The sequence below is a fragment of the Cryobacterium breve genome, assembly GCF_004402375.1.
Taxonomy (GTDB): domain Bacteria; phylum Actinomycetota; class Actinomycetes; order Actinomycetales; family Microbacteriaceae; genus Cryobacterium; species Cryobacterium breve.
In genome coordinates, this window is record NZ_SOGJ01000020.1 from 33,800 (window position 1) to 60,316 (window position 26,517).

Sequence of the window (26,517 nt, forward strand, 5' to 3'; positions counted from 1 at the left end):
GTGCCGGAGCACCGCCGAAGCCGGAGCGCCGCCCCGAACGAATTCGACGGAGATTTTGCCAGAGAAGCCCTCTAAATAGACCCAAAGCGTGGTTTCAACTCCAGATCTCCGTCGAATTGGTTAGGCAGGGGCGTCGGGGGTGCGGGCGATCACGTGAAAGAGGTGCCAGTGGCGGGGCCCGAACGCGGACTGTCCGGGACGGTCCTCTTCGACCAGGCTGACGACGTGCAGACCGGCCAAGAGCGCGGCGACCTGGCCACGGTCGTGAAAGTTCATGTCTGCGCGGCCGGCCCAGTCGTCGTGGGGGCCGAAGAACTCCCCGGCGAACCAGGCACCGGGATTCAATGATTTACGGATGCCGTCCCAGAGTTCGGGAAAGACCGCCGGGTCACAGAAGGGCAGCGAGAACCCCGCATAGACGAGGTCCGCTGCGGGCAGTTCGGGGAGATCCTCGAAGCGGAACCGGTGGAAGGTCAGGCGGGCCTGATCGGCCCGCCCGAGGCCCTGCCTGACGCGGAACTCGGAACCCGGATCGGCGTCGAACGCGTGCACGGTCCAGCCGGCCGCGAGCAGATGCCGGGTCTCGGTGCCCTCGCCGCAGCCGAGGTCGACAGCCGTGCCGGGCGGGGAGGCAGGCGTGGGAGTCGGGCCGCCGGGGTCAGGGTCAGAGGCCCCTGGCACCGCAGCGGCGAGGTCGAAAGACGTGCCGGCCCGCAGGTCGAGGGACCGCAGCAGCACTGAACGTGGGCGACGGCCGGCCTGCGTGTCGAAGTACTCGGTCCAGTCCATGACTTAGTTCTATCTGGTCCCGCGCACGTCTACCCCGTCCCGCACCGGGCGTGGGTCAGGTTCCAGCGGCGACGACCTCGAGCAGGGCGGAGCCGTAGGCGTCGAGCTTCTTGGCACCGACGCCGGAGATACCGTCAAGGTCGGCCAGGGTGGCCGGCTTCGTGGCGGCGATCGCCAGCAGGGTCGCGTCTCCGAAGATGATGTACGCCGGCACGCCCTGTTCCTTCGACTGGGCCGACCGCCAGACCCGGAGGGCCTCGAACAGCGTCTCCTGCTCGGGACTGAGATCGGCCGCCGCGGCCTTCGCGGCGCTCTTGCGGGCTCCGACAGCGGGACGGGCGGCTCGTTCGGGTTCGGTGCGAAGCTCGACGGTGCGGCGGCCTGCGAGAACCTCCGCGGCGGCATCCGTCAGCACCAGGGTGCCGTATTCACCGGAGGTGGCCAGGAAGCCCTGGGCCAGCAGCTGCCGCACGACGCCCCGCCACTGCTGGTCGCTGAGGTCGGCGCCGATGCCCCAGGTGGCCAACTGGTCGTGGCCGTGCTGGGTGGTGCGCGGGGTGACCTTGCCGCGCAGGATGTCGACGAGCTGGCCGGCGCCGAACCGTTGGTTGCGCTCGCGCAGCAGGCGCACCACGGTGGAGAGGAGTTTCTGGGCAGGGACGGTGCCGTCCCAGCCGACGGGCGGCTCGAGGCAGGTGTCGCAGTTACCGCAGGGCTCGCTTGCCTGGCCGAAGTAGCGCAGCAGGTTCACCCGGCGGCAGCTGACGGTCTCGCAGAGCGCGAGCATGGCGTCGAGGTGGGCGGAGAGCTTGCGCCGGTGGCTTAGGTCACCGGGCGACTCGTCGATCATTCGGCGTTGCTGTACGACGTCTTGGAGACCGTAGGTGAGCCAGCCTGTAGAGGGCAGACCGTCGCGGCCGGCACGGCCGGTCTCCTGGTAGTAGCCTTCGACGGACTTGGGCAGGTCGATGTGGGCGACGAAGCGGACATCCGGTTTGTCGATGCCCATGCCGAACGCGATCGTGGCGACGATGATGACGCCCTCCTCGCGGAGGAACCGGGACTGCGTGCGGGCGCGCAGGCCTTGGTCGAGGCCCGCGTGGTAGGGAAGCGCGTTCAGCCCGTTCTGGCGCAGGAAGTCGGCGGTCGCCTCGACGGTCTTCCGGCTGAGGGCGTAGACGATGCCGGCATCCGTGGGGTGCTCCGCCGTGATGAAGGCCAGCAGCTGCTTGCGCGGCTCGGCCTTGCCGACGATGCGGTACTGAATGTTGGGCCGGTCGAAGCTGGCGACGAAGTGCCGGGCGTCACCCATCTGCAGGCGGGTGGTGATCTCTTTGTGGGTGGCGTCGGTGGCCGTGGCGGTGAGGGCGATGCGGGGCACGTCGGGCCAGCGGTCGGCCAACTCGGACAGGGCCAGGTAGTCGGGCCGGAAGTCGTGCCCCCACTGCGACACGCAGTGGGCCTCGTCGATGGCGAACAGGGCGATGGTGCCCCGGTCGAGGAAGCGCTTGGTGGCCTCGTTGGAGAGCCGTTCGGGAGCCACGTAGAGCAGGTCGAGGTTGCCGGCGAGGTAGTCGCGCTCGACCTGGCCGCGGGCGGCGGAGTCCTGACTGGAGTTGAGGAACGCGGCGCGCACGCCCACTGCGGTGAGCGCGTCGACCTGGTCTTGCATGAGGGCGATCAGAGGCGAGATGACGATGCCGGTGCCCTCCCGCACGAGCGAGGGGATCTGGTAGCAGAGGCTCTTGCCGCCGCCGGTGGGCATCAGCACGACCGCGTCGTTGCCGCCGATGACCTGGTCGATGATGGCGGCCTGTTCGCCGCGGAAGGATTCGTAGCCGAAGACCGTGCGCAGGGCCTCTGCGGCGGTGGCGAACTTGGCGGTGGCACGGCGGGCCGGGGCCACGGGCGTGCGCAGAGCGGAGGCACCGGCGCGGCCGGCCTCGCCTGCCGCGGGCTCCCACGCCATGGCTCCGCCGGCATAGCCGTCGGGCGGTGGCGGGGCGTCGAACTCGTCAGGTGGCTCGATCTCGTCAGGGTCCCACGGTATTTCGGCGTTCCAACTCACCCGGTAACTCTACCTGCGGCCTCCGACACGGCCGTGCCCGCGGCGGAGGCCACGGTCACCGTGATGGCCGGTGCCGGGTGCTCGAGAGGGGGCGTGACGCTCAGATGGGCTCGGGAACGCCGACGCCGATGGCGGACGTGGCCGACCCGGCGCACCCACGCGGGAAGCGCGCCCAGCGCGAGCTCACGGTCCCCTCCTCCGCGAAAAGTCGTGGTTTTCAGGATACCGGCCACTCGCTAGGCTCGGGTTCTATGCTTCCCGCGGTCCTCGGCCTCACCGGCGCACTCATCTTCGGCAGCGCCGACTTCCTCGGGGGGCTCGCTGCGAAGCGCCTGAGTTCGCTGCTCGTGACGGCGGTGGCCGCGGCCTCCGGGCTCGTGGCCCTGCTGCTGGCCCTCCCGTTCGTGGCGGGGACCTGGTCGCAATCGGCCGTGCTCTGGGGCGCATTGTCGGGGATCAGCGGCGCCATCGCCATCTCGCTGCTGTACGCCTGCCTTGCGATCGGGCCGATGAGCATCCTCTCGCCCCTCACGGCCGTGGTGTCGGCGGTGGTGCCGATGACGGTGGGCCTGGCCGGAGGCGACCGGCTGGCCCCGATCGGCTATTGGGCGCTCGGCCTCGCCCTGTTGGCCGTCGTGCTCGTGGGATTCGTGCCCGAACGCGGCGCCGTGCGCCCAAGTCTGCTCGGCGTGATGATGGCCCTCGGTTCCGGCGCGATGATCGGCGCGTTCATGGTGATGATCGACCTCACCCCGGAGGACAGCGGGCTCGTTCCCCTCGTGATGAACCGCGCCGTGAACGCGAGCATCATGTTCTCCGTCGTCGGAGTTCTCGCGCTCGCCACTCTGCGACGGCGCCGGGCCGTGGTGGCGGCCGGGCCGACGATGCAGGCGTCGCCTTCGGCCACGGATGCCGGCGCGCACCGCCGCTCGACGCTCGCCATCGGGCTCCGCCTGGCCGTGGCCTGCGGTGTGGTTGACGTCGTGGCAAACGTGCTCTTGCTGCTCGGCATGCGCGCCGGAGAACTGAGCGTGATGAGCGTGCTCACGGCGATGTACCCGGCCGGGACGATCCTGCTGGCCGCCGTGGTGCTTCGGGAACGGATCGCGCCGGTTCAGTGGCTGGGCCTCGCGCTCGCCCTCGCCGCGGCCGGAATGCTCGCCCTGGCCTGACAGGTCGACCGACGGCGCGCATCCGTTCACGGCCGCCACCGTCACCCACTCGTTACGTAAGGCCGTCCCGATGGTCTTGCCGCGCGCATCGGTGCCACGGTACTGTCAGGCCCACACCTGAATTAGTGAACGACTGGTCGGTCACTAATTATCTGTTCCTCTGAAGGAGATTCCAATGAAGAAGTCTCGTCTGCGTTTCATCGCGCCGATTGCCGTGGTCACAGCCCTCGCGCTGGCCGGATGCAGCACCTCGAACCTAGGAGGAACGGCCGAGGCCGACCCTGCCGCGGAGGCAGGCCCGATCAAGATCGGTGCGGTCCTCGACGTCACCGGAGTGGGCGCCAGCCTCGGCGTTCCGGAGCAGAACACGCTCACCATGCTGGCCAAACAGCTCAACGACGGCGGCGGCATCGGCGGCCGCGACGTGGAGCTCACCATCATCGACAACCAGTCCACCGAAGACGGTGCGGCAAAGGCCACCAGCAAGCTGATCGAGAGTGACCAGGTCGACCTCATCATCGGCGCGTCCCGCACCGGACCCAGTCTGGCCATGCGCCCCATCGCGGAAGCCGCGAAGATCCCGATGATCTCCGTCGCGGCCAACGTGGCCATCGTCGAGGGCTCGGAGTGGGTCTTCAAGACCGCGCAGAACGACGTGGTGGTGCTCGAGCGCATCCTCGACGACGCCGAAGCCAAGGGCTACACCAAGCTGGCCCTCGTGCGGGACGCGACCGGATTCGGCGAAGGCGTCGCCGACTACATCACCAAGCTCGGCGCCGAGCGCGGCATCACCCTCGTGATGACGGAGGCCTTTGAGCCGAGCGCCACCGACTTCACCCCGCAGATGACCAACGTGCGCGGTTCCGACGCCGACGCCGTCATCATCTGGGGCATCAACCCCTCGGCCGGTCTGGCCCAGAAGGCCTACGTGCAACTCGCCGTGAACAAGCCGGTGTACCACTCGCACGGCATCTCCAACCAGGCTTTCTTCGACGCGGCCGGCGACTCTGCCAACGGCGTCATTGCGCCGATGGGCCGGCTGCTCGTCGCCGACCAACTCGCTGCCGACAACACCCAGCGCAAGGTCATCGAGCAGTTCAAGGCCGACTACAACGAGGCCTACGGCGAGCAGCCGTCCGGTTTCGCCGGCCACGCCTTCGACGCCTGGCACATCGCCGTCAACGCAATCGACGCCGCCGGAACCGATGCCGTCGCCCTGCGCGACGAACTCGAGAGCGCGGAGTGGACCGGGATCTCCGGAGTCTTCACGATGACCGCGAAGAACCATTCCGGCCTCGACGCCTCCGCCCTCATCCTGGCTGAGGCCGAGGATGGTCGCTGGAACCTTCTCAAGGACTGATTGTGCTCACTGATTTCCTGCAGCTGACGGTGGCAGGGCTTTCACAGGGATCTGTGTACGCCCTGCTCGCCGTCGGCCTGATCGCCGTCTACACCGTGCGCCATGTCATCAATATCGCCCAGGGCGAGTTCGCGATGCTGGCGGGCCTGGGCAGCGCCTGGCTTACCGCGTCCGGCATGCCGCTCCTCCTCGCGGTGCTTGTTGCCATCCTCACGGTGACCGTCGTGGCCGTCGCGATGGAACGCGTGATCATCGCGCGAGTGAAAAAGCTGACTCCGCTCCTCTCGATCATCCTGACCCTCGGAGTATCGACCCTGCTGCAGGCGATCATGCTGCTGGTCTGGGGGCCCGAGGCCAAGGGCGTGCCCCTGTTCCCCGGGACCAACGTCCTGATCGGTGGGGTGAGCATCCGTTCTCAGGAATTCTGGATGCTCGGTGCCCTCGTCGTGGTCGGTGGAGGAATCGTGCTCTTCTACGAGAAATCCCGCTGGGGCAAGGCGTTGCGGGCCTGCGCGGAGCAGCCCGTTGCGGCGCGAATCGTGGGCATCTCCCCCATTGCGGCATCCGTGCTGGCCTTTGCGATCGCGGGTTTCGTCGGGGGTGTCGCCGGCGTGGTGGCCTCCCCGATCTACCTCTCGCTCTGGTCGGGCGGCGTGCTGCTCGGCCTCAAGGGCTTCGTCGCCGCCGTCCTGGGCGGCTTCGTCTCCTTCCGTGCCGCGATCGTCGGAGCCCTCCTGCTCGGCATGATCGAGGCCTATGTGGCCGGCTACGTCTCGTCGGGCCTGAGGGACGGCGCCGCCTTCCTTATCCTCATTCTTGTGCTCGTCGTGCGTCCTCAAGGCCTCGTTCTCAAGCCCACAGCGGTAAGGGTGTAGCGAAATGACACATGTGACCACACCAGCCCCCGCCGGGATGAGCTCTCGCCGTGCGCGTTTCTGGACAAACAACAAGAGCACGCTGATCGGCTGCGGCGTGCTCGTCGCGCTGATGATCGTGGTTCCCTTCACGGCCAATTCCTCGGTCATGAACATCGTCGTCTTCGCGATGATCTTCGCCCTGCCGGCCATCGGGCTCAACCTGCTGATGGGCCTGGCCGGACAGGTCAGCCTGGGGCAGGCCGCGTTCTTCGCGATCGGTGCGTACACCCACGCGATCATGCTGACCAAGCTCGATCTGCCCGGCCCGGTCGCCGCCACCATCGGAGTGCTCGCCGCCATGCTGGTAGCCCTTCTCGTTGGCCTTCCCCTGATGCGCTTGCGCGGGCACTACCTCGCGCTGGCGACACTGGGGCTCGGCTTCATCGTGATGATCGGCGTGCGTGAATGGGACGTCACTGGACGCACCACTGGCATCTACGGCATCTCGAGGCCCTCGGTCTTCGGGATCCCGATCGACAACAGTGGGTTCTTCCTCTGGTTCGTCACGCCGTTCGTGGTGATCGGGCTGATCCTGGCCCTGAACCTGACCCGCAGCCGCGCCGGCCGCGCCCTCTCGGCGGTCAACGACTCCGAACTGGCCGCGGAGAGCCTCGGCGTGAACACCTATGCGCTGCGACTGAAGGTCTTCGTGCTCTCCGCCGGGTTCGCGGGACTGGGCGGCGTGTTCTACGCCTACCAGGTCGCAATCGTGAGCCCGACCACCGCCGAATTCCACCTGTCGGTCTCGATCCTGCTGATGGTCGTCATCGGCGGTCTCGGATCCGTCTGGGGCGCCGTTGCGGGCGCGTTCCTGGTGCAGTTCCTAGGCGAGGGCATGCGCGACGTCATCCCGGCCATCTTCCCCGGCGCCAGCGGCGAGGTGCAGCTGCTCGGCTACGGCATCGTGCTGATTCTGGTGATCCTTCTGCTCCCCGGCGGCCTCCACCAGGCGGCGACCACGCTGTGGCGGAAGCTGCCGCTGGCTGGCAAACGCCCGCCCGGCGACGCCCACGCTCACTCCGCAGCAGAGGATACGACCATCCCGCAGCTTCCGGCGGTGAGCACCCCGGTCGCGGCCGGCGAGCCCATCCTGGTGATTTCGGGACTGACGAAGCGGTACGGCGGCGTCGTCGCCGTCGACGACGTCAGCCTCACGGTGCCGGCCGGCAGCATCCTGGGTCTGATCGGGCCCAACGGCGCCGGCAAGACGACCTGCTTCAACATGATCTCCGGGGCGCTGACCCCAAGCAAGGGAACCGTCACCTTCCTCGGGCAGGTCATCTCCGGCCGGAAGCCGCACGTCGCCGCCGCGCACGGGCTGACCCGCACGTTCCAGAACCTGCAGGTGTTCACCTCGACGGATGTCGTGGGCAACGTCTACATGGGCCGGTACCGCAAGGGCAGGGCGGGCGTGCTCCGCGGAATGCTGGGGCTGCAATCGGGTGAGCAGAGCGCCCACCACGCGGCGGCCTACGAGATCCTGCAATCGATGAGGCTCACCGATGCCGCAGACGACTCTGCCTCGGACCTCTCCTTCGGCAAGCAGCGCATCATGGAGGTCTGCCGGGCCCTGGCCGCCGAGCCGGCCCTGCTCCTGCTCGACGAGCCGATGGCCGGCCTCTCCAGCACGGAGCGCGAGGTGATGGCCGAGCTGCTGCGTCGACTGCGGGCCGCCGGGCTCACCATCGTGCTCGTCGAGCACGATGTGGCGCAGGTCATGTCCCTCGCCGACCAGGTCGCGGTGCTCGACGACGGTGTGCTCATCGCGCACGGGGACCCGGACTCGGTGCGCAACGATCCGGCCGTGGTCGTGGCCTACCTGGGCACGGACCTCGACGAGGCCGAAGCCGAACTGACCGAGTTGGAGGAACACGCATGACCCTGATCGTTTCCGGTCTGGACGCCGGCTATGGCAAGCTCGCAGTGCTTCACGAGGTCAGCTTCGAAGTGGCCCGCGGGGAAATAGTCGCCGTTGTGGGGTCGAACGGTGCCGGGAAGACAACTCTGCTCCGTGCCGTCAGCGGCCTGATCCGGCCCACCGCGGGCAGCGTAACCCTCGAAGGGCGCACGATCACCGCGAAGCCCGCGGAGAAGATGGCCGGTTTTGGCCTGACCCATGTGCCCGAGAACCGGCTGTGCTTTCCGTCCCTGTCGGTGCGCGACAACCTCATGCTGGGCGCCTGGACGAAGAACGGCCACGGCGACGTGGAATCGATCCTCGACCTGTTCCCCCGGCTGCGCACCCGGATGGGCCAGGCCGCCGGCACGCTCTCGGGCGGCGAGCAGCAGATGGTGGCCATCGGGCGAGGCCTGATGGCGGACCCGACGGCGATCATGCTGGATGAGCCGTCCATCGGCCTGGCGCCGAAGGTGGTTGCCGAGATCATGGAGGTGCTCTCCCGGCTCTGCGTCGAGAAGCAGCTCGCCGTGCTGCTGGTGGAACAGAACGTGCGCGCGTCGTTCAAGATCGCGCACCGCGCCGTAGTCATGCACCGGGGGCGCGTGGCGCTCACGGGGACCCCGGCCGAACTCGTCGAGCTGCCCGAGGTGCACAACGCGTACCTGGGCGGCGCGACCGTGTAACGGGGCGCGGCGCGGCGGCAACGCACGCGAAGGAGGGGCGCGCACCTGGGTGCCCGCCCCTCCTTTCGGCTTGTGCGCGGCATCCGTTCCCGCACCGGGCGCGGCGCGCGGGTGCTGCGCCGTTTCGCGCGTGGCGTGCCACCAGCGCAGCGGCGCAGCACCCGCGCGGGATCCGATCCGTCGCTGCCAGCAAAGGATGACTTTCGCTTCCCGAGCGAATGTGACGGAGATTGGGGTTCTCCCGAGTCCTCCGTGGGTCAGCCCTGGCCGAGCCCGCGCGCGTGGCCAACTCAGGACATCCGTTGCCGATGTTACCCGGCCACCGCAGACCAGTGCGGAACCGGTGCGGATGTCCGGCCCGGCCGGACGGATCTCAGGAGTTAGCCACAACACGCGCCGGTGCGGACAAGGGACGGGAGTGGAGGGGACGGGACAGGTCAGTCGCGGCCGGTGAAGGTGGGCTTGCGCTTCTGCTGGAAAGCGGCGAAGCCCTCACGGTAGTCACTGCTGTCGCAGAGGGCCGCCTGGGCCCGGTTCTCGGCGGCGACGCTCTGCCAGAGGCCGAGCCGGTCGTCACGGAGAGCGCGCACGAGCTCCTTACTGGCGAGGAACGCCTGGGTCGCCCCATGCGCCGCCCGCTCGGCGGCCTGCACGGTCACATCCATCACCTCATCGGCCGGGAAGACCTGGCTGAACAGGCCGGACGCCACTGCCTCCGCGCCCGACATGAGCCGTCCGGAGTAGATCAGGTCGAGGGTGCGGTGCGCGCCGAGCCGTTCGACGAACAGGGCATGACCGCCGGAATCGAGCGTGGCACCGAGGTTCGCGAACGGCGAACCGATCTTCGCGGTGTCGGCGACGTAGACGACATCCGTGGCGATCAGCAGGCCGAGGCCCACGCCCAGGCACGCCCCGTGCGCGGCTGCGAAGGTGGGGGCCGGGAAGGCGCTCATGCGCTGCAGTAACGGTGTGACGAGTCCCCCCAGGAAACCCATCACATCGTCGTCGCGCGGGTCGACGCCCGAAATGTCCCGGCCCGCGCAGAACGCACGGCCCTCGCCACGCAACACGAGGGCGCGCACGCCGGCCGCCTCCGCGGTCTCGTAGGCGGCATCGAGCTCGGCCAGAGCCGCCTCATCGAACGCGTTCAGCCTGTCGGGGGCGTTCAGGACGACGTGGGCAACGTCGCCCTGAATGGTCAGCTCGATCACGGGAACCGCTTTCTGCGCTCGCGCGCCATACCTATTCGACGGATTTGTCGGTGCATTCGGCGCTACACGTCGTAGTCCACGACGACCCGGTCAGTCGTGGGGTGGGACTGGCAGGTGAGCACGTAGCCGCGCGCGATCTCGTCAGGCTCCAGGGCGTAGTTCTCGGTCATCGTGACGTCTCCGCTCACAAGCTTGGCGCGGCAGGTTCCGCACACTCCCCCGGCGCAGGCGAACGGCACGTCCGGGCGCACGCGCAGGGCGGCATTCAGGATGCTCTCCTTCGCATTGACCGGCGTGGTCACCGTGGCGCTCTCGCCGTCGAGGGTGAACTCGATCTCGAAGGTCTTGTCGCCGATTCCGACGACGACGGGCCGACCGGTGTCGCCGGCGGCGTGCGTCGGTTCGCCTGTGGTGAACAGCTCGAACCGGATGTGACGCGGGTCGACCTGCACGCTCTCCAGCGTGTCCCGGCACAGCTGCACCAACTCGAACGGTCCGCAGAGGAACCATTCGTCGACGGCGGCGGGGCGGATGATGCTGGCCAGCATCAGGCGTAGCTTTTCCTCGTCGATCCGGCCGGAAAGGAGGGCCGAGGAGCGGGACTGGCGGGAGAGGACGTGGTGCAGTGCCAACCGGGCCGGGTACCTGTCCTTGAGGTCGGCTAGCTCGTCGAGGAACATCACGTCGAGCGCGGTGCGGTTCGTGTAGACGAGTGTGAAACGGGAGGTCTCCGAGCGTTCGAGCACGGTGTGCGCGAGGGACATCAGCGGCGTAATGCCGCTGCCCGCCGCGATGCCGACGATATGCGTGTCGTCGAGGGTCTCCAGGGCCGTGGTGAAGGTGCCCTGCGGGCTCATCACGTCGAGACGGTCACCCACGCGCAGCACGGTGTTCGCCCAGCTGGAGAAGACACCGCCGAGGTCGCGCTTGATGGCGACGCTGACCGAGCCGACCGTGCGGGGGCGGCAAATGGAGTAGCTGCGGCGCAGCTCCCGGCCGTCGATCGTGGCGCGCACTGCCAGGTGCTGCCCGGGGTCGTAGTCGAACTCCCCGTGCAGCTCGTCGGGAACCAGGAAGGTCACCTCGACGCTGTCCTGCGTGAGCTGGCGCACATCGCCGACGGTGAGCGTGTGGAACCGGGCGCGGCGCTTCGTGGACCCGGCGGTGAGGTCGGCGGTGAGGTCGGCGGTGGCTGCGGTGGCCTCGGCTGAGGGGTCCAGAAGGGCTGAATCGGTACTGCCCAGATTGAGTGCGGCCATGGTTACAACACCTTGAAGTAGTCGAACGGCTCGAGGCAGTCCCGGCACTCGTAGAGCGCCTTGCATGACGTCGAACCGAAGCGGGCGAGTTCCCGCGTGTTCAGTGAGGAGCAGCGCGGGCATTTGACCGCGAGCTGGAGGCGGACGGTGCCGGTGGGGCGCACGCCCGAGTGGCCGGTCGGGGCGGCGATGCCGTAGCTGACGAGCTTCGCCCTGCCCTCCTCACTCATCCAGTCGGTGGTCCAGGCCGGCGCGAGCACAAGCTCGACGGTGACGTTGCGGTAGCCCGCACCGGTGAGGGCCGCCATGACATCGTCGCGCATGGCCTCCATGGCGGGACATCCGCTGTAGGTCGGCGTGAGGATGGCGTGGGTTCCGTCGGCCGTGACGGCGACCGAGCGCAGCACACCCAGGTCCTCGATCGTGAGCACGGGCACCTCCGGGTCGCAGACCAGGGCGGCGATGTCCCAGGCCTGCTGGGAGGCCGCGTCGCTCGGACGCGGCCGGGCAACGGATGCCACGGTCACCATGTCGCTCCGGGGTGCGCCCGTGCCAGCACCTGCAGCTCGGCGAGCAGCGGACCAAGGTTCTCGGAGTGGTCGCCACGGCGACCACCCCCGGAAGAGATAAAGCCGCGGGGAACCCCGAGCTCGGCTTCGGCGAGCACGGGGGACATGGCGGCTTCGACCAAGGCGCGGAGCGACGACGGCCGCACCGCGATGCCTTCCAGTCGGTCGATCAGCGGCTCGTCGACGAAGAGTTCCTCCAGGAACGGCCATAGGTCGGAGAGGCCCGTGATCATGCGCCGACGCGATTCCTCGGTGCCCTGCGCGAGGCGCAGCACCCACTGGATCGAGTGGTCACGATGGTAGTCCACCTCCTTCACTGCCTTGGCCGCGATCGCGGCGAGCGTCGCATCCGTCGAGTTCATCAGGGCACTGTAGAGCTCGAACAGGTAGTGCGCGGCGATGAACTGGCGGGCGATCGTGTGCGCGAAGTCACCGTTGGGCTGCTCGAACAGATGCGCGGAGCGCCATTCGGGTTCGTCCCGCCAGTAGGCCAGGTCGTCTTCGGTGCGACCGGACTCTGCCCCGGCGTAGTGCAGCAGGGAACGGGCGTGCCCGATCAGGTCGAGGGCTATGTTACCGAGGGCTATGTCCTCTTCCAGCTCCGGAGCGCGGGAGATCCACCAGCCCAGGTGCTGGGCCAGAACGAGTGAGTCGTCGCCGAGCCAGAGCGCGTATTCCGCGATATCGTGCGAGGCGACGGATGCCGCCTCGACCAGTTCCGCGGAGAGCTGCACCGTGTCGACGTCGACGTGCCCGTGAGCGTCGGGGTCGGCGGCGACATCTGCCTGTCCGTGATCAATCACAGGTGCTTCACCCCTTCGCTCTTCGTGTAATAGCTGGCGTGGCGATAGTTCTTGCCGGCGGGCGATTCGAAGAAGGCGCCCTTCGCATCCGGGTCGCTCGTGGTGATCGCGTCGGCAGGCACAACCCAGATCGAGACGCCCTCGTTGCGGCGGGTATAGAGGTCACGCGCGTTGCGAACCGCGAGGGTGGCGTCGGGGGCGTGCAGGGAGCCCACGTGAGTATGGCTGATTCCGCGGCTGGAGCGCACGAAAACCTCCCAGAGGGGCCAGATCTCCTTCTCGGAGGCGCCGGGAGCGCTCATTATGCGACCGCCTTCACGGCCTGCTTGGCGGCGTACGCTGCAGCGGCCTCCCGCACCCACTGACCCCCGTTGTGCGCGTCGCGGCGTCGCTGAAGGCGCCTCGCATTCGCCGGGCCACGGCCCGCGAGCACTTCATGGAATTCGGTCCAGTCGATGTCCCCCATGTCGTAGGCACCCCTTTCTTCGTTCCAGCGCAGGTCAGGATCCGGCAGCGTCACACCGAGCACCTCGGCCTGCGGCACGAGCATGCCGACGAACCGTTGGCGCAAGTCGTCGTTGGAGAACCGCTTGATGTTCCACGCCATCGACTGCGCCGAGTTGGGTGAGTCGTCGTCGGGTGGGCCGAACATCTGCAGGGCCGGCCAGTACCAGCGGTTGACCGACTCCTGGGCCATTTCGCGCTGGGCGGGAGTGCCGTTCATGAGTTCCAGCAAAATCTCGAAGCCTTGCCGCTGGTGAAACGACTCCTCCTTGCAGATGCGCACCATAGCGCGTCCGTAGGGGCCATAGGAGGCCCGGCAGAGCGGCACCTGGTTGCAGATCGCGGCGCCGTCGACGAGCCAGCCGATGGAGCCCATGTCGGCCCAGGTCGGGCTTGGGTAATTGAAGATCGAGGAGTAGCGCGCCGTGCCGGCGATGAGCTGGTCGGTCATCAGGTCACGGCTGATGCCGAGCGTTTGCGCGGCGGAATAAAGATAGAGGCCGTGGCCGGCCTCGTCCTGCACCTTGGCCAGCAGGATCGCCTTGCGCTTGAGGCTGGGTGCCCGGGTGATCCAGTTGCCCTCCGGCTGCATGCCGATGATCTCGGAGTGCGCGTGCTGCGAGATCTGCCGAATGAGGGTCTTACGGTAACCGTCCGGCATCCAATCGCGCGGTTCGATTCGAGAATCGGCGGCAATCAGGTCGTTGAACTGCTGCTCCTCGGCCGACACCGTAGCGGCGTTCTCCGGGGCGATAGCGTAGGGAACTGGCGGGATTGTCATCGTTGACTCCTGGGTTTGGCGAACTTTTACCAACCGATCGTTCAGTTAGTATATGGTTTCCCTACTACCCCGGCAACCATGCGTTGCGGCCCGCGGAACTCAATGAGGAGAACCACATGACGGATGCTTTACCGCCCTCCAATGGGGCCATGATGCAGAACGACCGGGCCTCCGCCGCACTGGGCATGGTGGTGCGTTCTTCTGAACCGGGCCGCGCCGTTGTCTCCATGCTTGTGCGCGACGACATGATGAACGGCTTCGACGTGACCCACGGCGGGATCGTCTTCGCCCTGGCCGACACCGCGTTCGCGATCGCCTGCAACGACGACCACCACGTCACACTCGCCTCCGGCGCGGACATCACCTTCCTCAAGCCGACGGCGGCCGGGCAGACCCTCACCGCGACCGCCGTGCTCCGCACCAAGAGCGGGCGGTCGGGCCTCTACGACGTGCGTGTCACCAATGAGCACAGCGTTCCGGTCGCCGAGTTCCGCGGGCGCAGCCGCACCACCAACTTCCCCCTGCCTGCCCCTGCCGCACCCACGCTTTAATCCGCACCTCACCAGGAGGCCTCATGTCAATGATGACCAAGACCCGCTTGCACGCCCCCGCCCAGGACGAACTCGACCCCGAAGAGCGGATGTCCCGCGACGAGCTGCAGGCCCTGCAGCTTCGACGCCTGCAGAAGACCGTGCGCCTCGCCTACCAGAACGTACCTCTCTATACCCGCAAGTTCGACGAGGTCGGCGTGCATCCGGACGACATCCGCTCTCTGGACGATGTGGCGCTCCTGCCGTTCACGACCAAGGACGACCTGCGGGTGTCCTACCCGTTCGGCATGTTCGCGGTGCCGATGGACCAGGTCGCGCGCATCCACACCTCCTCCGGCACCACCGGGCTGCCGACCGTCGTCGGCTACACGAAGAACGACTTGGTGATATGGGCGGGCCTGGTGGCCCGCAGCCTGCGCGCCTCGGGCGTGCGCCCCGGAATGCGCGTTCACAACGCCTACGGTTACGGCCTGTTCACCGGCGGCCTCGGTGCGCACGCGGGAATCGAAGCGCTCGGCGCCACCGTGATCCCGATGTCCGGCGGCCAGACGAACAAGCAGGTCAAGATGATCCAGGACTTCGAGCCCGATGTCATCATGTCCACGCCTAGCTATCTCCTGACGATCACGGATGCCATGGCCGCGGCCGGCATGGACCCCCGCTCGTCCAGCCTCAAAGCCGGCGTGCTCGGCGCGGAACCGTGGACCAACCAGATGCGGCTCGAGCTGGAGGACCGCCTCGACTTCGACGCCCTCGACATCTACGGGCTCAGCGAGGTGATGGGCCCTGGCGTCGGCAACGAGTGCATAGAGACGAAGGACGGCCCGCACCTCTGGGAGGACAATTTCCTGCCCGAAATCATCGACGGTGACAGCGGGCTCGTGCTGCCTGACGGCACCCAGGGTGAGCTCGTGTTCACGTCGCTGACCAAGGAGGCATTTCCGGTCATCCGTTACCGCACCAGGGACCTGACCCGCCTGCTGCCCGGCTCCGCCCGCCCGGGGATGCGCCGGATGGAGAAGATCACCGGCCGCAACGACGACATGATCATCCTGCGGGGGGTCAACCTGTTCCCGACCCAGATCGAGGAGATCGTGCTCAGCATCCCGAGCCTCTCCCCGCACTTCGTGATCGAGCTGACCCGCCCGAACCGGATGGATGAACTCACCGTGCGAATCGAACGGCACGAGCACGCCAGCGATGTCGCCTCCGACATCGCTTCGGCACTGCTGATCCACCGAATCAAGGACCTGATCGGGTCCAGCGTCAGCGTGCTGATCGTCGAACCCGGCACGCTCGAGCGCAGCACGGGCAAGCATAAGCGTGTCTACGACCTGCGCTGAGCCTTGCCCTCGACCCTGCCACCACCCGAGCAGTCACAGGCCGCCCGCTCCCCCGGGGAGCCCGGCCCGTGAGAGACTTCTCGATTATGCCTGAATCAGCCCTCACGAAACGCGGCCGCCCCGGCTACGACCAGCGCGCCATCCTCGAGGTCGCTGTCGCCGCCTTCAACGAGTTCGGCTACGACGCCACATCGATGGGGGTGCTTGCGACCCGCCTCGGTTTATCGAAGTCGGCGATCTATCACCACTTCACCTCGAAGGAGGAGCTGCTGGAACAGGCTCTCGACGAGGCCCTGGGCGGACTCGAAGGGGTGCTGCTCGAGCAGAGCGCGCAGGTCGGCCCGGCCATTGACCGGCTCGCCGCCGTGCTGCGTGGAGCCGTGGAAGTTCTCACGTCCCGGCTGCCCTACGTGACACTTCTGCTGCGGGTGCGCGGCAATACGGATATCGAACGCGCCGCGCTCGCCCGCCGCCGCGCCTTCGACCGGTCCGTGTCCACCTTCGTGGTGGAGGCCCGCGACGAGGGGTCGTTGCGCGGCGACATCGACCCTCGCATCGTGACCCGGCTTCTGTTCGGTATGGTCAACTCGATCGTGGAGTGGTACCGGCCGGAGGGCCCGGAAGACGCCGGGCAGCTGGCCAGCGACGTGCTCGCGGTGGCACTCGACGGGCTGCGGGTGGCGCCGAATCGAGGCAACCTCGACGGTCTGGACAAGCACGACCGACGGTCGACGGTGGAGGGGGAAGCGTGAACGGGAACTGGAAGATCTCCCTCGGCGAACTCGACGAGAAAATGGGCGTGACCATCGTCGAGGAGTCCGCGGAGCGGGTTGTCGCGACCATGCCGGTGGAGGGCAATCGGCAGTCGTTCGGGCTGCTGCACGGCGGGGCATCCGTCGCCTTCGCCGAAGCGCTCGGATCGTGGGCGGCCGTGATCCACGCGGGCCCGGGCCGCAGCGCCGTGGGCCTCGACATCAATGCGACGCACCACCTCGCCGCCCGGTCGGGCATCGTGACCGGGGTGGCCACGGCCATCCGTCTCGGTCGCACGATCGCGTGTCACGAGATCGTGATCAGCGACGACGAGGGCCGTCGGCTCTGCACCGCACGCATCACCAACCTGATCATCGACGCGCCCGACCGACCGTAAGCTGCCCCGCCCGGCGCGAGACGGCCGAGACAGCACGACACCGGAGGACTAATCTTGCTTAGATGAACGCATCGGACGCCGACCTCGAGCCTCGCCCCAACGCCGGGAGCGACGCCCGCTGGACGCTCCTAACCAACCACGCGCACGTACTCGTCACGATCGCCCGGGACCCGCAGTGCCGGATGCGCGACGTGGCCTCTCGGGTGGGCGTCACCGAGCGCGGCGCCCAGAAGATCATCGCCGACCTCGTAGCGGACGGTTACATCACGAGAACCAGGATCGGGCGGCGCAACAGCTACCAGATTGCCACCGGGCGACCTTTCCGGCATCCTGTGTCCGAAGGCCACGAACTCGACGAATTGCTCGCCATGCTCGTGCCGGTCCCGCCTCACAAATTGGACACCTGAACTGCAGTTCGCTAATCTGGGAGTGTTCTGACCGTTTTATTCCACTCCCCCCAGTTCGGAGAGTCCGCAGTGACCACCGAAGGCACCACCCCTACAGGCACACCGGAAACTGCCGAGGCCTCCAGGCCGGCACCGGCGCCGGCAGACAGCATCGTCGTCGGCCACGACGGCTCGGCTTTCGCTGACCACGCGCTCAGCACGGCGTTCGGGCTCGCCGAGCAGTTGCACGCCCCGGTGGTGATCGTGCGCGCCTGGTCAATCGACACAGCCCCCCGGCCCGCGAACTGGGAGTTCGGGTTCGTGTCGTCATTCGACGAATACTCCGAGGCGGTTCGGGTCTCCCTGATCGAGGACACCGCTTCGCTGGTGCACGCCTTCCCACACGTGAGCGTCGACTACCGGGCCGTGCATGCGGGGCCGGCCCGGAGCCTGATCGAGGTGGCACGGGACGCGCGCATGCTCGTGGTCGGTTCCCGCGGCCGCGGCAACCTGGCCGGCCTTCTGTTGGGCTCGGTCAGTGACCAGTGCACCCGACTCTCGGTATGCCCGGTTCTGGTGACGCGCAAGCGTCCGACGCGCTGAGGCAGACGGATGCCTACCACCTCGCCCGCAGCCGCCCCAGTGCGACCCGCGTGGCACACCCTTTCGGCTGCTGAAACCATTGCGGCGCAGGACGTCGATGCCCGCACCGGGCTCGCCGCATCCGCCGTCGACGACCGCCGGCGGCTCCACGGACCGAACCGTCTGAGTAAGCCGAACCGCGTGCCGACCTGGCGCAAGATCGTGCGCCTCCTGGCCGAGAAGATGACGATCGTCCTGCTGGTGGCCGCGGTCGTCAGCGCCGTCGTCTCCCGGGAACTGGAAACGCCGATCGTGATCCTGGCCGTGATCATCCTCAACACCAGCCTGAATTATGTGCAGGAGCGGCGGGCCGAGAGCAGCCTCCAGGCGCTGCAGAAGCTGTCGGAAGGCAAGGCCGTCGTTCGCCGGGACGGCACCGAAATCGAGGTGCAATTCTCCGAGTTGGTGCCGGGCGACATCGTGCTCCTCGATGCCGGCGACTCCGTTCCGGCCGACGGTCGCCTCATCGACAATGCCGGAATACACGTAGCAGAGGCGACCCTGACCGGGGAATCCGAGCCCGTCGGCAAGTCGATTCCCGCGCTGGACGATGCCGGGCTGCCGCTCGCCGACCGCACCAACATGCTCTTCATGAACACCCTCGTCACCCGCGGCCGGGCCACCATGGTGGTCACCGACACCGGCATGGGCACGGCCGTCGGCGGCATCGCGGGACTGTTGAACGAGGTGAAGAACGACAAAACACCTTTGCAGCGCAGGATCGACCAGCTGGCCCAGCTGCTCACCGTCGCGGCGCTGGTCGTGGTAGCGATCGTCTTCGTGCTGGGCCTCCTTCGCGGGGAGTCCTGGAGCGAGCTGCTGATCACCGCCGTCTCGCTGGCCGTCGCGACCATTCCCGAGGGTCTCACCGCGGTCGTCGCGTTCACCCTGGCGATGGGCGCCTCCCGGCTGGCCGCCCAGGGCGCGATCATCAAGCAGCTCTCGGCGGTTGAAACGCTCGGCAGCGTCAGCCACATCGCCACTGATAAAACCGGCACGCTGACCATGAACGAGATGACCGCCCGCCGGCTGCACACCCACGGCCGCGACTTCCGAATCACCGGGGAGGGCTACTCCACCGAGGGCAGGATCCTCACCGGCGACGACCGGCCGATGCCCGACCTCACTGAGGCGTTCCTGACCATGGCCCTCTGCAACGACTCCGTGCTGCACGACGGCGTGCTGGTCGGCGACCCCACCGAAGGAGCCCTGGCCGTGCTCGCGGAGAAGGGCGGCATCGACGTCGCGGGGGCGAGGCGGACCCACTCCCGGGTGGCCGAAGTTCCCTTCGACTCCGACTACAAATTCATGGCCACGTTCCACCGACCGGCAGAGCCGACGGGCGAATTCCCGCGACCAGCCGGCCACCGCTGCTGCGCCAAGGGTGCACCGGGCGCCCTGCTGCCCCTGACCGACTCGGTGCTCACCGACGACGGCGTCCGCCCTCTGGACGACATGCTGCAGCAACGGATCCACGACACGATTCAGGAGCTGGCCGGGGAGAGCCTGCGCACGATCATGATCGCGGGTCGCACCCTCGACGCCGGCACCGTACCGGACGACGACTCGGGTCGCTCGCTGGTCACCGGGCTGACCCTCTACGCCATCGTCGGAATCGTCGACCCACCTCGGGTCGAGGCGGCCGAGGCCATTGCGGTGGCGCTCGGAGCCGGCATCCGCGTGCACATGATCACGGGCGACCATCTCGTGACGGCCTCGGCCATCGCCCGTAATCTAGGCCTGCCGGGCGAGGCTGCTGCCGGCCCGACGCTGGACGACCTCGACGACCTCGAGCTCTCCGCCCGCGCCCCCGACTACGGTGTGCTCGCCCGGGTGTCGCCGGCCCACAAGATCCGGGTGGTCAGGGCGTTGCAGGCGGGCGGCAACGTCGTGGCCATGACCGGTGACGGCGTCAACGACGCGCCGGCGCTGAAGCAGGCCGACATCGGGATCGCCATGGGCATCACCGGCACGGATGTCTCCAAGGGCGCCGCGAACATGATCCTCACCGACGACAACTTCGCCACGATCGTCGCCGCTGTGCGGGAGGGACGGGGCATCTACGCCAACATCCTGAAGTTCGTCAGGTTCCAGCTGACCACGGCGTGGGGATTCGTGCTCATCTTCCTGATCGCGGGCGTCACCGGCTGGGCCGCCGGTGCGCCGTTCACGGCGCTGCAAATCCTCTGGGTCAACATCATCATGGACGGCCCACCCGCCCTGGCGCTCGGCCTCGATCCGGCCGAGCCCGGAACCATGAGCCGACCTCCGCGGCCGTCCGACGAACCTCTGCTCACGCGGGACCGAATGCTGCGGATTCTCGGGCTCGGGCTCGTCATGGCCGCGGGAACCCTGACCGTGCTGATCCAGGCGCCCGCCCTGTTCCCGGACAGCGCGGGGAACGCAGCCTTCGCCACCACCCTCGCGTTCACGACCTTTGTCTTCTATCAGGTGTTCAACCTGATCAACGTGCGCTCGGACACCCACTCCGTCTTCTCACTCCAGACGTTCACCAACCGCAGCATCTGGCTGGCACTCACCGCCGTGATCATTCTGCAGGTCCTCGTGGTGCAGATCGACGTGCTCCAGGGTCTCTTCGACACCACCTCGCTCACTTCGGGTCAGTGGGGCCTCTGCGTGCTGGTCGGGTCGTCCGTGCTCTGGATTGAGGAGATCCGGAAGACCATAGTGCGGGCAAACGGACGCCGCGCAGCCCACCGCTGAGGTACCCCGCTCCGGGACGCGAAAAGGGGGCACCCACCGTGACGGCGGGTGCCCCCTTCTGTATTTCAGGTGCTGCTGGAGGTGCTGCTGACTACATTCCGGCGAGGTCGCGCACGGACGTGTCGCCGGGGGCCGCGTTCGTGAAGGACGCCTCGATCTCGGCGCGCTCAAGCAGGTCGTCCATGCGGCGGCGACGCTGCTTCGGGATCAGCGTGACGACGGTACCGGACTTGCCGGCTCGTCCGGTACGACCGGAGCGGTGCAGGTAGGTCTTGTACTCGTCGGGAGCGTCGGCCTGGATGACCAGGTCGATGTCGTCCACGTGGATGCCGCGAGCCGCGACATCCGTCGCCACCAGAACGTTGACGCGACCGCTGGTCAGCATCTGCAGGTTGCGGGTACGGCGGGCCTGGTTCAGGTCTCCGTGCAGGCTCGTGGCCTTCACGCCGGCATCTTCGAGCTGCTCGGCGAGCTGCTCGGCGTAGGCGCGGGTGCGGGAGAAGATGAGCGTCTTGCCCTGGCGGTCGACGAGCTGCCCGATGATGGCACTCTTGTCACGGTGCTCGATCACGAGCACGCGGTGGTCGATCGTGGAGGAGGCCTGGTCTTCGCCGGCAACCTCGTGCACGGCCGGGTTGATCAGGAATTCCTTGACCAGCGAGGCCACGCCCTTGTCGAGGGTGGCCGAGAAGAGCAGCTTCTGGCCGCCCTTCTTGGTCTGACGCAGGATGCGCTGAACCGGCTCGAGGAAGCCCAGGTCGCACATGTAGTCGGCCTCGTCGAGGACGGTGACGACGACCTCGCTGAGGTCGAGACGACCCTGCTCGATTAGGTCTTCAATGCGACCGGCGGTGCCGATGATGATGTCCACGCCGCGCTGGAGGGCGCTGACCTGACGGTACTGGGGAACCCCGCCGTAGATCTGGGTCGTGAAGAGGCCGACGCTGCGGGCGATGGGCTGGATGGTGCGGTCGATCTGCAGGGCCAGCTCACGGGTCGGGGCCAGGATGAGCGCGCGCGGCTTGCGGGCCATCTTGCGGTCCTTGGCGCCGTTGTTCTCCAGCAGCTTCTCCACGAGGGGAGCACCGAAGGCGATGGTCTTGCCGGAACCGGTCTTTCCACGGCCGAGCACGTCGCGCCCGGCGAGCACGTCCGGGATGGTCGCGGCCTGGATCGGGAACGGCGTCGCGGCACCGAGGGTGGCGAGCTCGCGCACGATGTTCTCGCCGAGCCCTAAGTCGCCGAAGCTCACACCGACGACTTCGGCAGCCGTCGTTGCGATGGCTTCGAGGCGCTCAAGCACGACGTCGTCACCGGCGGCGAAGTGCGCCTTGGTGTCGCGGTCGGGGTAGAAGTTGCTGGAGTGGCCGCCGTCGGACGCCGAGCGGGTCGGACGCGCCGGACGGTCGGAATTCGCCCGCTCGGAACGGTCGTAGCCACCGCGCTCAGGGCGGGCGGGACGGTCACCGTAGGACGGGCGGTCGTTGTTGTACGCCGGACGCTCGGTGCGCGGCGCGCGGTCGCCGTAAGAGGGACGGTCACTGTTGTACGAGGGACGGTCGGTGCGGGGACGGTCACTGTTGTAGGCCGGGCGGTCGGTGCGGGGACGGTCACTGTTGTACGACGGGCGGTCCGTGCGCGGAGCGCGGTCGCCGTAGGAGGGACGGTCATTGTTGTACGAGGGACGGTCGGTGCGGGGACGGTCACTGTTGTACGACGGCCGGTCCGTACGCGGAGCGCGGTCGCCGTAGGAGGGACGATCGCTGTTGTACGAGGGACGGTCGGTGCGGGGACGATCGTTACCGTACGACGGGCGGTCCGTGCGGGGACGATCGCTGTTGTACGACGGACGGTCCGTGCGCGGACGATCGCTGTTGTACGACGGACGGTCCGTGCGCGGACGATCGCTGTTGTACGACGGACGGTCCGTGCGCGGACGATCGCTGTTGTACGACGGACGGTCCGTGCGCGGAGCGCGGTCGCCGTAGGAGGGACGGTCGTTGCCGTACGACGGGCGGTCGGCGCGGGGACGGTCGCTGTTGTAGGAAGGACGGTCGGTGCGCGGGGCACCACCGGAGGAGGGACGGTCGTTGCGGTTCGGGCGGTCGCCGTAGGCGGGACGCTCCGAGCGCTGGCCGGAGGACGGACGGTCGTTGCCGGCGGGACGGCCGGCGGCACGGTCGGCACGCTCTCCAGCGTTCCAACGGGCCTTCTTGGGCGCACCCTCGGCGGCATTGTGGCCACGGTGTCCGGGGCTCTTGCTACCACCCTTGGACGGTCCGCCCTTGGCGGAGTACTTGGGATCGAAGTTCTTAGGCATGGAGGTGTTCCTGGGTTGTATTGGGTACATGGCAGAACAGCGCCGCACAGCGACGCAACCTGAGAACCCGGGCAGTCTATGGCCGGGGCCGTTCACATACAGTGATTTTTCTCCAGCGGATTACTGGGAAACCGGCCCATCCTGACTTACAAACCCATCCGCGCACACAAAAAAACGCGCGGTGTCAAGAGCCGACTTGACCACGTTACCTGATTGATGCCGAAATGTCACGGGCTATCTTCACCGTCTACTCTGTTCTGATGCTGACGACCATCTCTATCGAGTCTCCGCGGCAGCCGGAACTCGCCGAATTGCTGCGCCTGAGTGGCGAGTACGCCCAGTCCCTGTATCCGCCCGAGAGCAACTTCCTGCTCGGCGTCGACGAACTCGAGCAGCCCGGCGTCGCCGTGTACGTGGCGCGGGATGCGACGGGTCGCGCTGTCGGAATCGCCGCTTTGGTGGGCAGTCCCGATTCGGGTGGCACCAGCCGCGAGGCGGAGCTCAAGCGCATGTTCATGCACCCCGATGTTCGGAGGCACGGCGTAGCCGGCCACCTACTGGCCGCGATGGAAACGGAAGCGGCGGCCCGCGGCATCCGTGAAATCGTGCTCGAGACCGGGCCGGCAAGCCATGCGGCCCTCGGCTTCTATCGGAATGCGGGCTACCGGGAGGTCCCCTTGTTCGGACAGTACGTAGGGGAGGAACTCAGCGTCTGCTTCGCCAAGGTTCTCCCCAAGGCCGTGCAATGATCCGGAACCGGAAGTCCGCCCGCAGGGCGGCCGAGGCGAGTGTGCGGCGCGCCCGGACGACCGTGTCCTGGCTGGGTGTGACCGCGACCAGTCCGCTCATCGTGCAGGCCTTCAAGGCCGCCGTCGCCGTCGGCATCGCGTGGACGATCGCGCCGTTCCTGCCCGGGGTGGCGGACGACTACCCCTATTACGCCCCGCTGGGCGCCCTGGTGAGCATGTACCCGACGCTGATGAGCTCGGTGCGAAACGCCCTGCAGACCTTGGGCGGTCTGACCGTCGGCATCCTTCTCGCAGGCATGGTCATCATTCTGAGCGAGCCGAACGTGTTCACCATCTCACTCGCGGTCGGCGTCGGCGCCGTGGTCGCGGCCACCGGCTGGTTCGGGGCGAACCGTGAATACATCCCGGTGACGGCCCTGTTCGTGCTGATCGTCGGGGGGCCGAACGCCGACGGTTATTCGATCGGGTACCTGGTGCAGATCACCCTCGGAATCCTGATCGGCCTCAGCGTGAATTTGCTCTTCTACCCGCCGTTGGCGCTCGAAGCCGTCGGCCATCAGCTGGCCCACTTCCGCGAAACCCTGGCCGACCACCTCTCGGAGGTGGCCGACGCCCTTGCCGACAGCTGGCCGCCCGAACGTGACGGCTGGGCCTCCCGCAGCCAGGACCTGGTGGAGGTCGGCCGAGCGGTGCGCGCGGCGGTCAGCCACGCCGACGACAGCCGCAAGGGAAACCCGCGAGCCCGCACGAAAGGGCGCAACCTTCGCTCGGACTACGACGATCTGGCTGCCCTCGAGAATGTGACGTTCCACGTGCGCGACCTGACGGAGGTGCTCGCCGGGGCGGTCTGGGGGCTGCCTATCCAGCTCGAGTTGCGCCCGGAGTTGCGCCCGGCGCTGAGCCGCACGTTGCACACGCTGGCCGAGCTGCTGAAGGACTGGGACCCGGACGATGACGAGCAGGCGGCCTTCGCCGAAGCGGAAGCCTCCCTGCAACTTCTGATGACCGAACTGGACGAGCGTCGAAGCACAGCCCCAGCCACGTCGCTGGGGGTCGCCTCGACGGTCGCGATGGATGTCACCCGCATTCTCGCGGCCCTCCGGCCGCGGATCCTGCCGGCGGACGAGGCCACCCGCGACGCGACGCCCGTAGGCTGACCGGCGCGCACCGCCGGCACGGACCCATGGCCCCCCTTCCCTCCCCCCGAACGGGATTCGGTCCAGCACGAGACACGAATTAGTCTCAACACTCCACCCCGCAGCTCGGAGCACACGTGAATACCGGCCCAGGCCATCCCCGATTCGGCTCGCGTCGCATCCGTTCGCTCGCGATCGCGGGCACGGTCGGCGTCGCCGTTGGTGCGACGGCCCTGCTCGGCGGCTTTCGACCGCAGCTGTATTCCGTGACACCCGACGCGCCCGGCGACCAGCTCAGCGAGCTCGTCACGACCCAGATCGTCGGCATCCGCACCTTCGAGCGGCCGGAGGGCGTGACGGTCGTCGAGGACATCGAATACGGCACCCAGCCGGACGGCGCCGTGCTCACCCTCGATGTGTGCTCGCCGACGGTCGCGGTTCCGGAGGGCGGCATGCAGGCCGAACCGCCCCTGGCCGTGGCCGCGCCGACCGCCACCCCGTCAGACGGGCCGGCACCGGACGCGGCGGCGGAGCCGGAGACGCCGGAAGAGGGTCTTGAGGATGAGACGCTTCCCGAAGAGGCAACCCAGGTCGCGCCGCTGCGCCCGGCCGTCATCTCCATCCACGGTGGCAGCTGGGCCCGCGGCGACAAGGGCAACAGCGATTGGCGCGCGGTCTGCACCTGGCTCGCCTCCGAGGGTTTTGTCGCTTACTCGGTGAACTACCGGCTGGTTCCGGATGCCGTGTTCCCCGCCGCCCTCGACGACGTCGCCTTGGCCGTGGAGTGGGCCCGCGATGCCGCCAATGCCCAGACCTACGGCATCGACCCCGACCGGATCGGGGTGTTCGGCGGATCTGCCGGCGGCAACCTCGCCGCGCTACTCGGCGCCCGCGGCTCCGGGTCGCTGACCGAAGGAGCCCGGGTCGCCGCGGTCGCCGAGCTCTCCGCTCCCCTCGACCTCAGCTATCACGCCCTCGTCACGGGCGGGGCCTCCGCGGGCCTGCAGAAGATCGCGCTCGACTTCGCCGACTGCCTTACCCTGAGCGACTGCGCCAGGGCCCGGGCGGCGTCGCCGGCGAGCACCCTGGACAGCAGCGACCCGCCGGTGTTCCTCGGCACCTCGACCGAGGAGTACATTCCGCTGGCACAGGCCACCGGGTACGCGGCGGCGCTCAAGCGCAAGGGCATCGACCACGAGCTGGTCACGGTGCCGGGCACCCTGCACTCGATCGGCATCCTCGACGCAACCATGCGCACGCGAGTGTCGGCGTTCCTGCACGCGGCACTCGGGGAGTAGCCGCGTGGGCATCTGGCGGCGGGCCGGCGGTGCGGCGCGTCCTTGCGGCGCAGGGTAGGGAAGCGGGCACATGTTCTAACGTGCGCCCGCTTCCACAAGGTGCGTCGCGAGTGTTGTAAGCGCGGCGAGCGCGGCGAGCGCGGCGAGCGCGGCGAGCGCGGCGAGCGCGGCGAGCGCGGCGAGCGCGCCGGGGCTACGTGCC

Annotated in this window: 24 protein-coding genes; 15 read left to right on the plus strand and 9 right to left on the minus strand. The window is 68.1% G+C overall.

Annotated elements, in window-relative coordinates; all coding sequences use genetic code 11:
* Positions 1-120 precede the first annotated feature (120 nt).
* Entirely contained in the window at positions 121-789 is a 669-nt protein-coding gene (locus tag E3O65_RS07710) for a class I SAM-dependent methyltransferase (protein WP_134363165.1), read from the minus strand.
* A 55-nt stretch (positions 790-844) separates the two neighbouring features.
* Positions 845-2,758 carry a DNA helicase RecQ gene (gene recQ / locus E3O65_RS07715; RefSeq protein ID WP_134363188.1) on the minus strand — a complete coding sequence of 638 codons (1,914 nt, stop codon included), beginning with the start codon at positions 2,756-2,758 and terminating at the stop codon, positions 845-847.
* 350 nt (positions 2,759-3,108) lie between these two features.
* Here recQ and E3O65_RS07720 point away from each other — a divergent pair, with 350 nt between their 5' ends.
* From E3O65_RS07720 to E3O65_RS07740, 5 genes are all read left to right on the plus strand, one after another.
* Complete coding sequence (locus E3O65_RS07720; protein ID WP_134363166.1) at positions 3,109-4,029, plus strand: EamA family transporter; 921 nt, start codon at positions 3,109-3,111, stop codon at positions 4,027-4,029.
* Between the two features lie 175 nt (positions 4,030-4,204).
* Positions 4,205-5,389: an ABC transporter substrate-binding protein gene (locus tag E3O65_RS07725; RefSeq protein WP_134363167.1), complete on the plus strand. Its 1,185-nt coding sequence runs from the start codon at positions 4,205-4,207 to the stop codon at positions 5,387-5,389.
* Between the two features lie 2 nt (positions 5,390-5,391).
* Positions 5,392-6,264: a branched-chain amino acid ABC transporter permease gene (locus E3O65_RS07730; protein WP_166785690.1), complete on the plus strand. Its 873-nt coding sequence runs from the start codon at positions 5,392-5,394 to the stop codon at positions 6,262-6,264.
* A gap of 4 nt (positions 6,265-6,268) precedes the next feature.
* Positions 6,269-8,185, plus strand: coding sequence for a branched-chain amino acid ABC transporter ATP-binding protein/permease (locus E3O65_RS07735; RefSeq protein ID WP_134363169.1), 1,917 nt, complete (start codon positions 6,269-6,271; stop codon positions 8,183-8,185).
* Positions 8,182-8,889 carry an ABC transporter ATP-binding protein gene (locus E3O65_RS07740; protein WP_134363170.1) on the plus strand — a complete coding sequence of 236 codons (708 nt, stop codon included), beginning with the start codon at positions 8,182-8,184 and terminating at the stop codon, positions 8,887-8,889. The genes E3O65_RS07735 and E3O65_RS07740 overlap by 4 nt, the downstream gene beginning before the upstream one ends.
* A 437-nt stretch (positions 8,890-9,326) precedes the next feature.
* Here E3O65_RS07740 and E3O65_RS07745 read toward each other — a convergent pair whose 3' ends face one another.
* From E3O65_RS07745 to paaA, 6 genes are all read right to left on the minus strand, one after another.
* Complete coding sequence (locus E3O65_RS07745) at positions 9,327-10,100, minus strand: enoyl-CoA hydratase/isomerase family protein (protein WP_134363171.1); 774 nt, start codon at positions 10,098-10,100, stop codon at positions 9,327-9,329.
* Positions 10,101-10,162: 62 nt separating this feature from the next.
* Positions 10,163-11,359, minus strand: coding sequence for a 1,2-phenylacetyl-CoA epoxidase subunit PaaE (gene paaE / locus E3O65_RS07750; RefSeq protein WP_134363172.1), 1,197 nt, complete (start codon positions 11,357-11,359; stop codon positions 10,163-10,165).
* A 2-nt stretch (positions 11,360-11,361) separates the two neighbouring features.
* Entirely contained in the window at positions 11,362-11,889 is a 528-nt protein-coding gene (paaD, locus tag E3O65_RS07755) for a 1,2-phenylacetyl-CoA epoxidase subunit PaaD (protein WP_134363173.1), read from the minus strand.
* Positions 11,883-12,731, minus strand: a complete 849-nt coding sequence (gene paaC, locus E3O65_RS07760) for a 1,2-phenylacetyl-CoA epoxidase subunit PaaC (RefSeq protein ID WP_422386411.1) — start codon at positions 12,729-12,731, stop codon at positions 11,883-11,885. The genes paaD and paaC overlap by 7 nt, the downstream gene beginning before the upstream one ends.
* The gene (gene paaB / locus E3O65_RS07765) at positions 12,728-13,033 is read right to left on the minus strand and encodes a 1,2-phenylacetyl-CoA epoxidase subunit PaaB (protein WP_104102564.1); all 306 of its coding nucleotides are present in this window, start codon (positions 13,031-13,033) and stop codon (positions 12,728-12,730) included. Before paaB ends, paaC begins: the two co-directional genes overlap by 4 nt.
* Positions 13,033-14,016 (minus strand): 1,2-phenylacetyl-CoA epoxidase subunit PaaA, encoded by a 984-nt coding sequence (gene paaA, locus E3O65_RS07770; RefSeq protein WP_134363174.1) that lies wholly within the window; start codon positions 14,014-14,016, stop codon positions 13,033-13,035. Before paaA ends, paaB begins: the two co-directional genes overlap by 1 nt.
* A gap of 116 nt (positions 14,017-14,132) precedes the next feature.
* Here paaA and paaI point away from each other — a divergent pair, with 116 nt between their 5' ends.
* From paaI to E3O65_RS07805, 7 genes are all read left to right on the plus strand, one after another.
* Complete coding sequence (gene paaI / locus E3O65_RS07775; RefSeq protein ID WP_134363175.1) at positions 14,133-14,567, plus strand: hydroxyphenylacetyl-CoA thioesterase PaaI; 435 nt, start codon at positions 14,133-14,135, stop codon at positions 14,565-14,567.
* Between the two features lie 32 nt (positions 14,568-14,599).
* The gene (gene paaK / locus E3O65_RS07780) at positions 14,600-15,910 is read left to right on the plus strand and encodes a phenylacetate--CoA ligase PaaK (protein ID WP_422386412.1); all 1,311 of its coding nucleotides are present in this window, start codon (positions 14,600-14,602) and stop codon (positions 15,908-15,910) included.
* A gap of 86 nt (positions 15,911-15,996) precedes the next feature.
* A complete protein-coding gene (locus E3O65_RS07785) occupies positions 15,997-16,662 on the plus strand; it encodes a TetR/AcrR family transcriptional regulator (RefSeq protein ID WP_134363177.1) in 666 nt (221 codons plus the stop codon).
* 41 nt (positions 16,663-16,703) lie between these two features.
* Positions 16,704-17,060, plus strand: coding sequence for a hotdog fold thioesterase (locus tag E3O65_RS07790; protein WP_134363190.1), 357 nt, complete (start codon positions 16,704-16,706; stop codon positions 17,058-17,060).
* A gap of 62 nt (positions 17,061-17,122) precedes the next feature.
* A complete protein-coding gene (locus E3O65_RS07795; protein ID WP_134363178.1) occupies positions 17,123-17,467 on the plus strand; it encodes a helix-turn-helix transcriptional regulator in 345 nt (114 codons plus the stop codon).
* Positions 17,468-17,536: 69 nt separating this feature from the next.
* Complete coding sequence (locus E3O65_RS07800; protein ID WP_198411680.1) at positions 17,537-18,049, plus strand: universal stress protein; 513 nt, start codon at positions 17,537-17,539, stop codon at positions 18,047-18,049.
* 9 nt (positions 18,050-18,058) lie between these two features.
* Positions 18,059-20,812, plus strand: a complete 2,754-nt coding sequence (locus E3O65_RS07805; RefSeq protein ID WP_134363179.1) for a cation-translocating P-type ATPase — start codon at positions 18,059-18,061, stop codon at positions 20,810-20,812.
* Between the two features lie 91 nt (positions 20,813-20,903).
* On the opposite strand, the gene E3O65_RS07810 is transcribed toward E3O65_RS07805, so the two are convergent.
* Positions 20,904-23,132: a DEAD/DEAH box helicase gene (locus E3O65_RS07810; RefSeq protein WP_134363180.1), complete on the minus strand. Its 2,229-nt coding sequence runs from the start codon at positions 23,130-23,132 to the stop codon at positions 20,904-20,906.
* Between the two features lie 224 nt (positions 23,133-23,356).
* Between E3O65_RS07810 and E3O65_RS07815 the strand changes: the two genes are divergently transcribed.
* The 3 genes from E3O65_RS07815 (at position 23,357) to E3O65_RS07825 (ending at position 26,315) form a co-directional block, all read left to right on the plus strand.
* Complete coding sequence (locus tag E3O65_RS07815) at positions 23,357-23,881, plus strand: GNAT family N-acetyltransferase (RefSeq protein ID WP_241988659.1); 525 nt, start codon at positions 23,357-23,359, stop codon at positions 23,879-23,881.
* Positions 23,878-25,038: an FUSC family protein gene (locus E3O65_RS07820; RefSeq protein WP_134363182.1), complete on the plus strand. Its 1,161-nt coding sequence runs from the start codon at positions 23,878-23,880 to the stop codon at positions 25,036-25,038. The genes E3O65_RS07815 and E3O65_RS07820 overlap by 4 nt, the downstream gene beginning before the upstream one ends.
* 116 nt (positions 25,039-25,154) lie before the next feature.
* Positions 25,155-26,315, plus strand: a complete 1,161-nt coding sequence (locus tag E3O65_RS07825; RefSeq protein WP_134363183.1) for an alpha/beta hydrolase — start codon at positions 25,155-25,157, stop codon at positions 26,313-26,315.
* Positions 26,316-26,517: the final 202 nt, after the last annotated feature.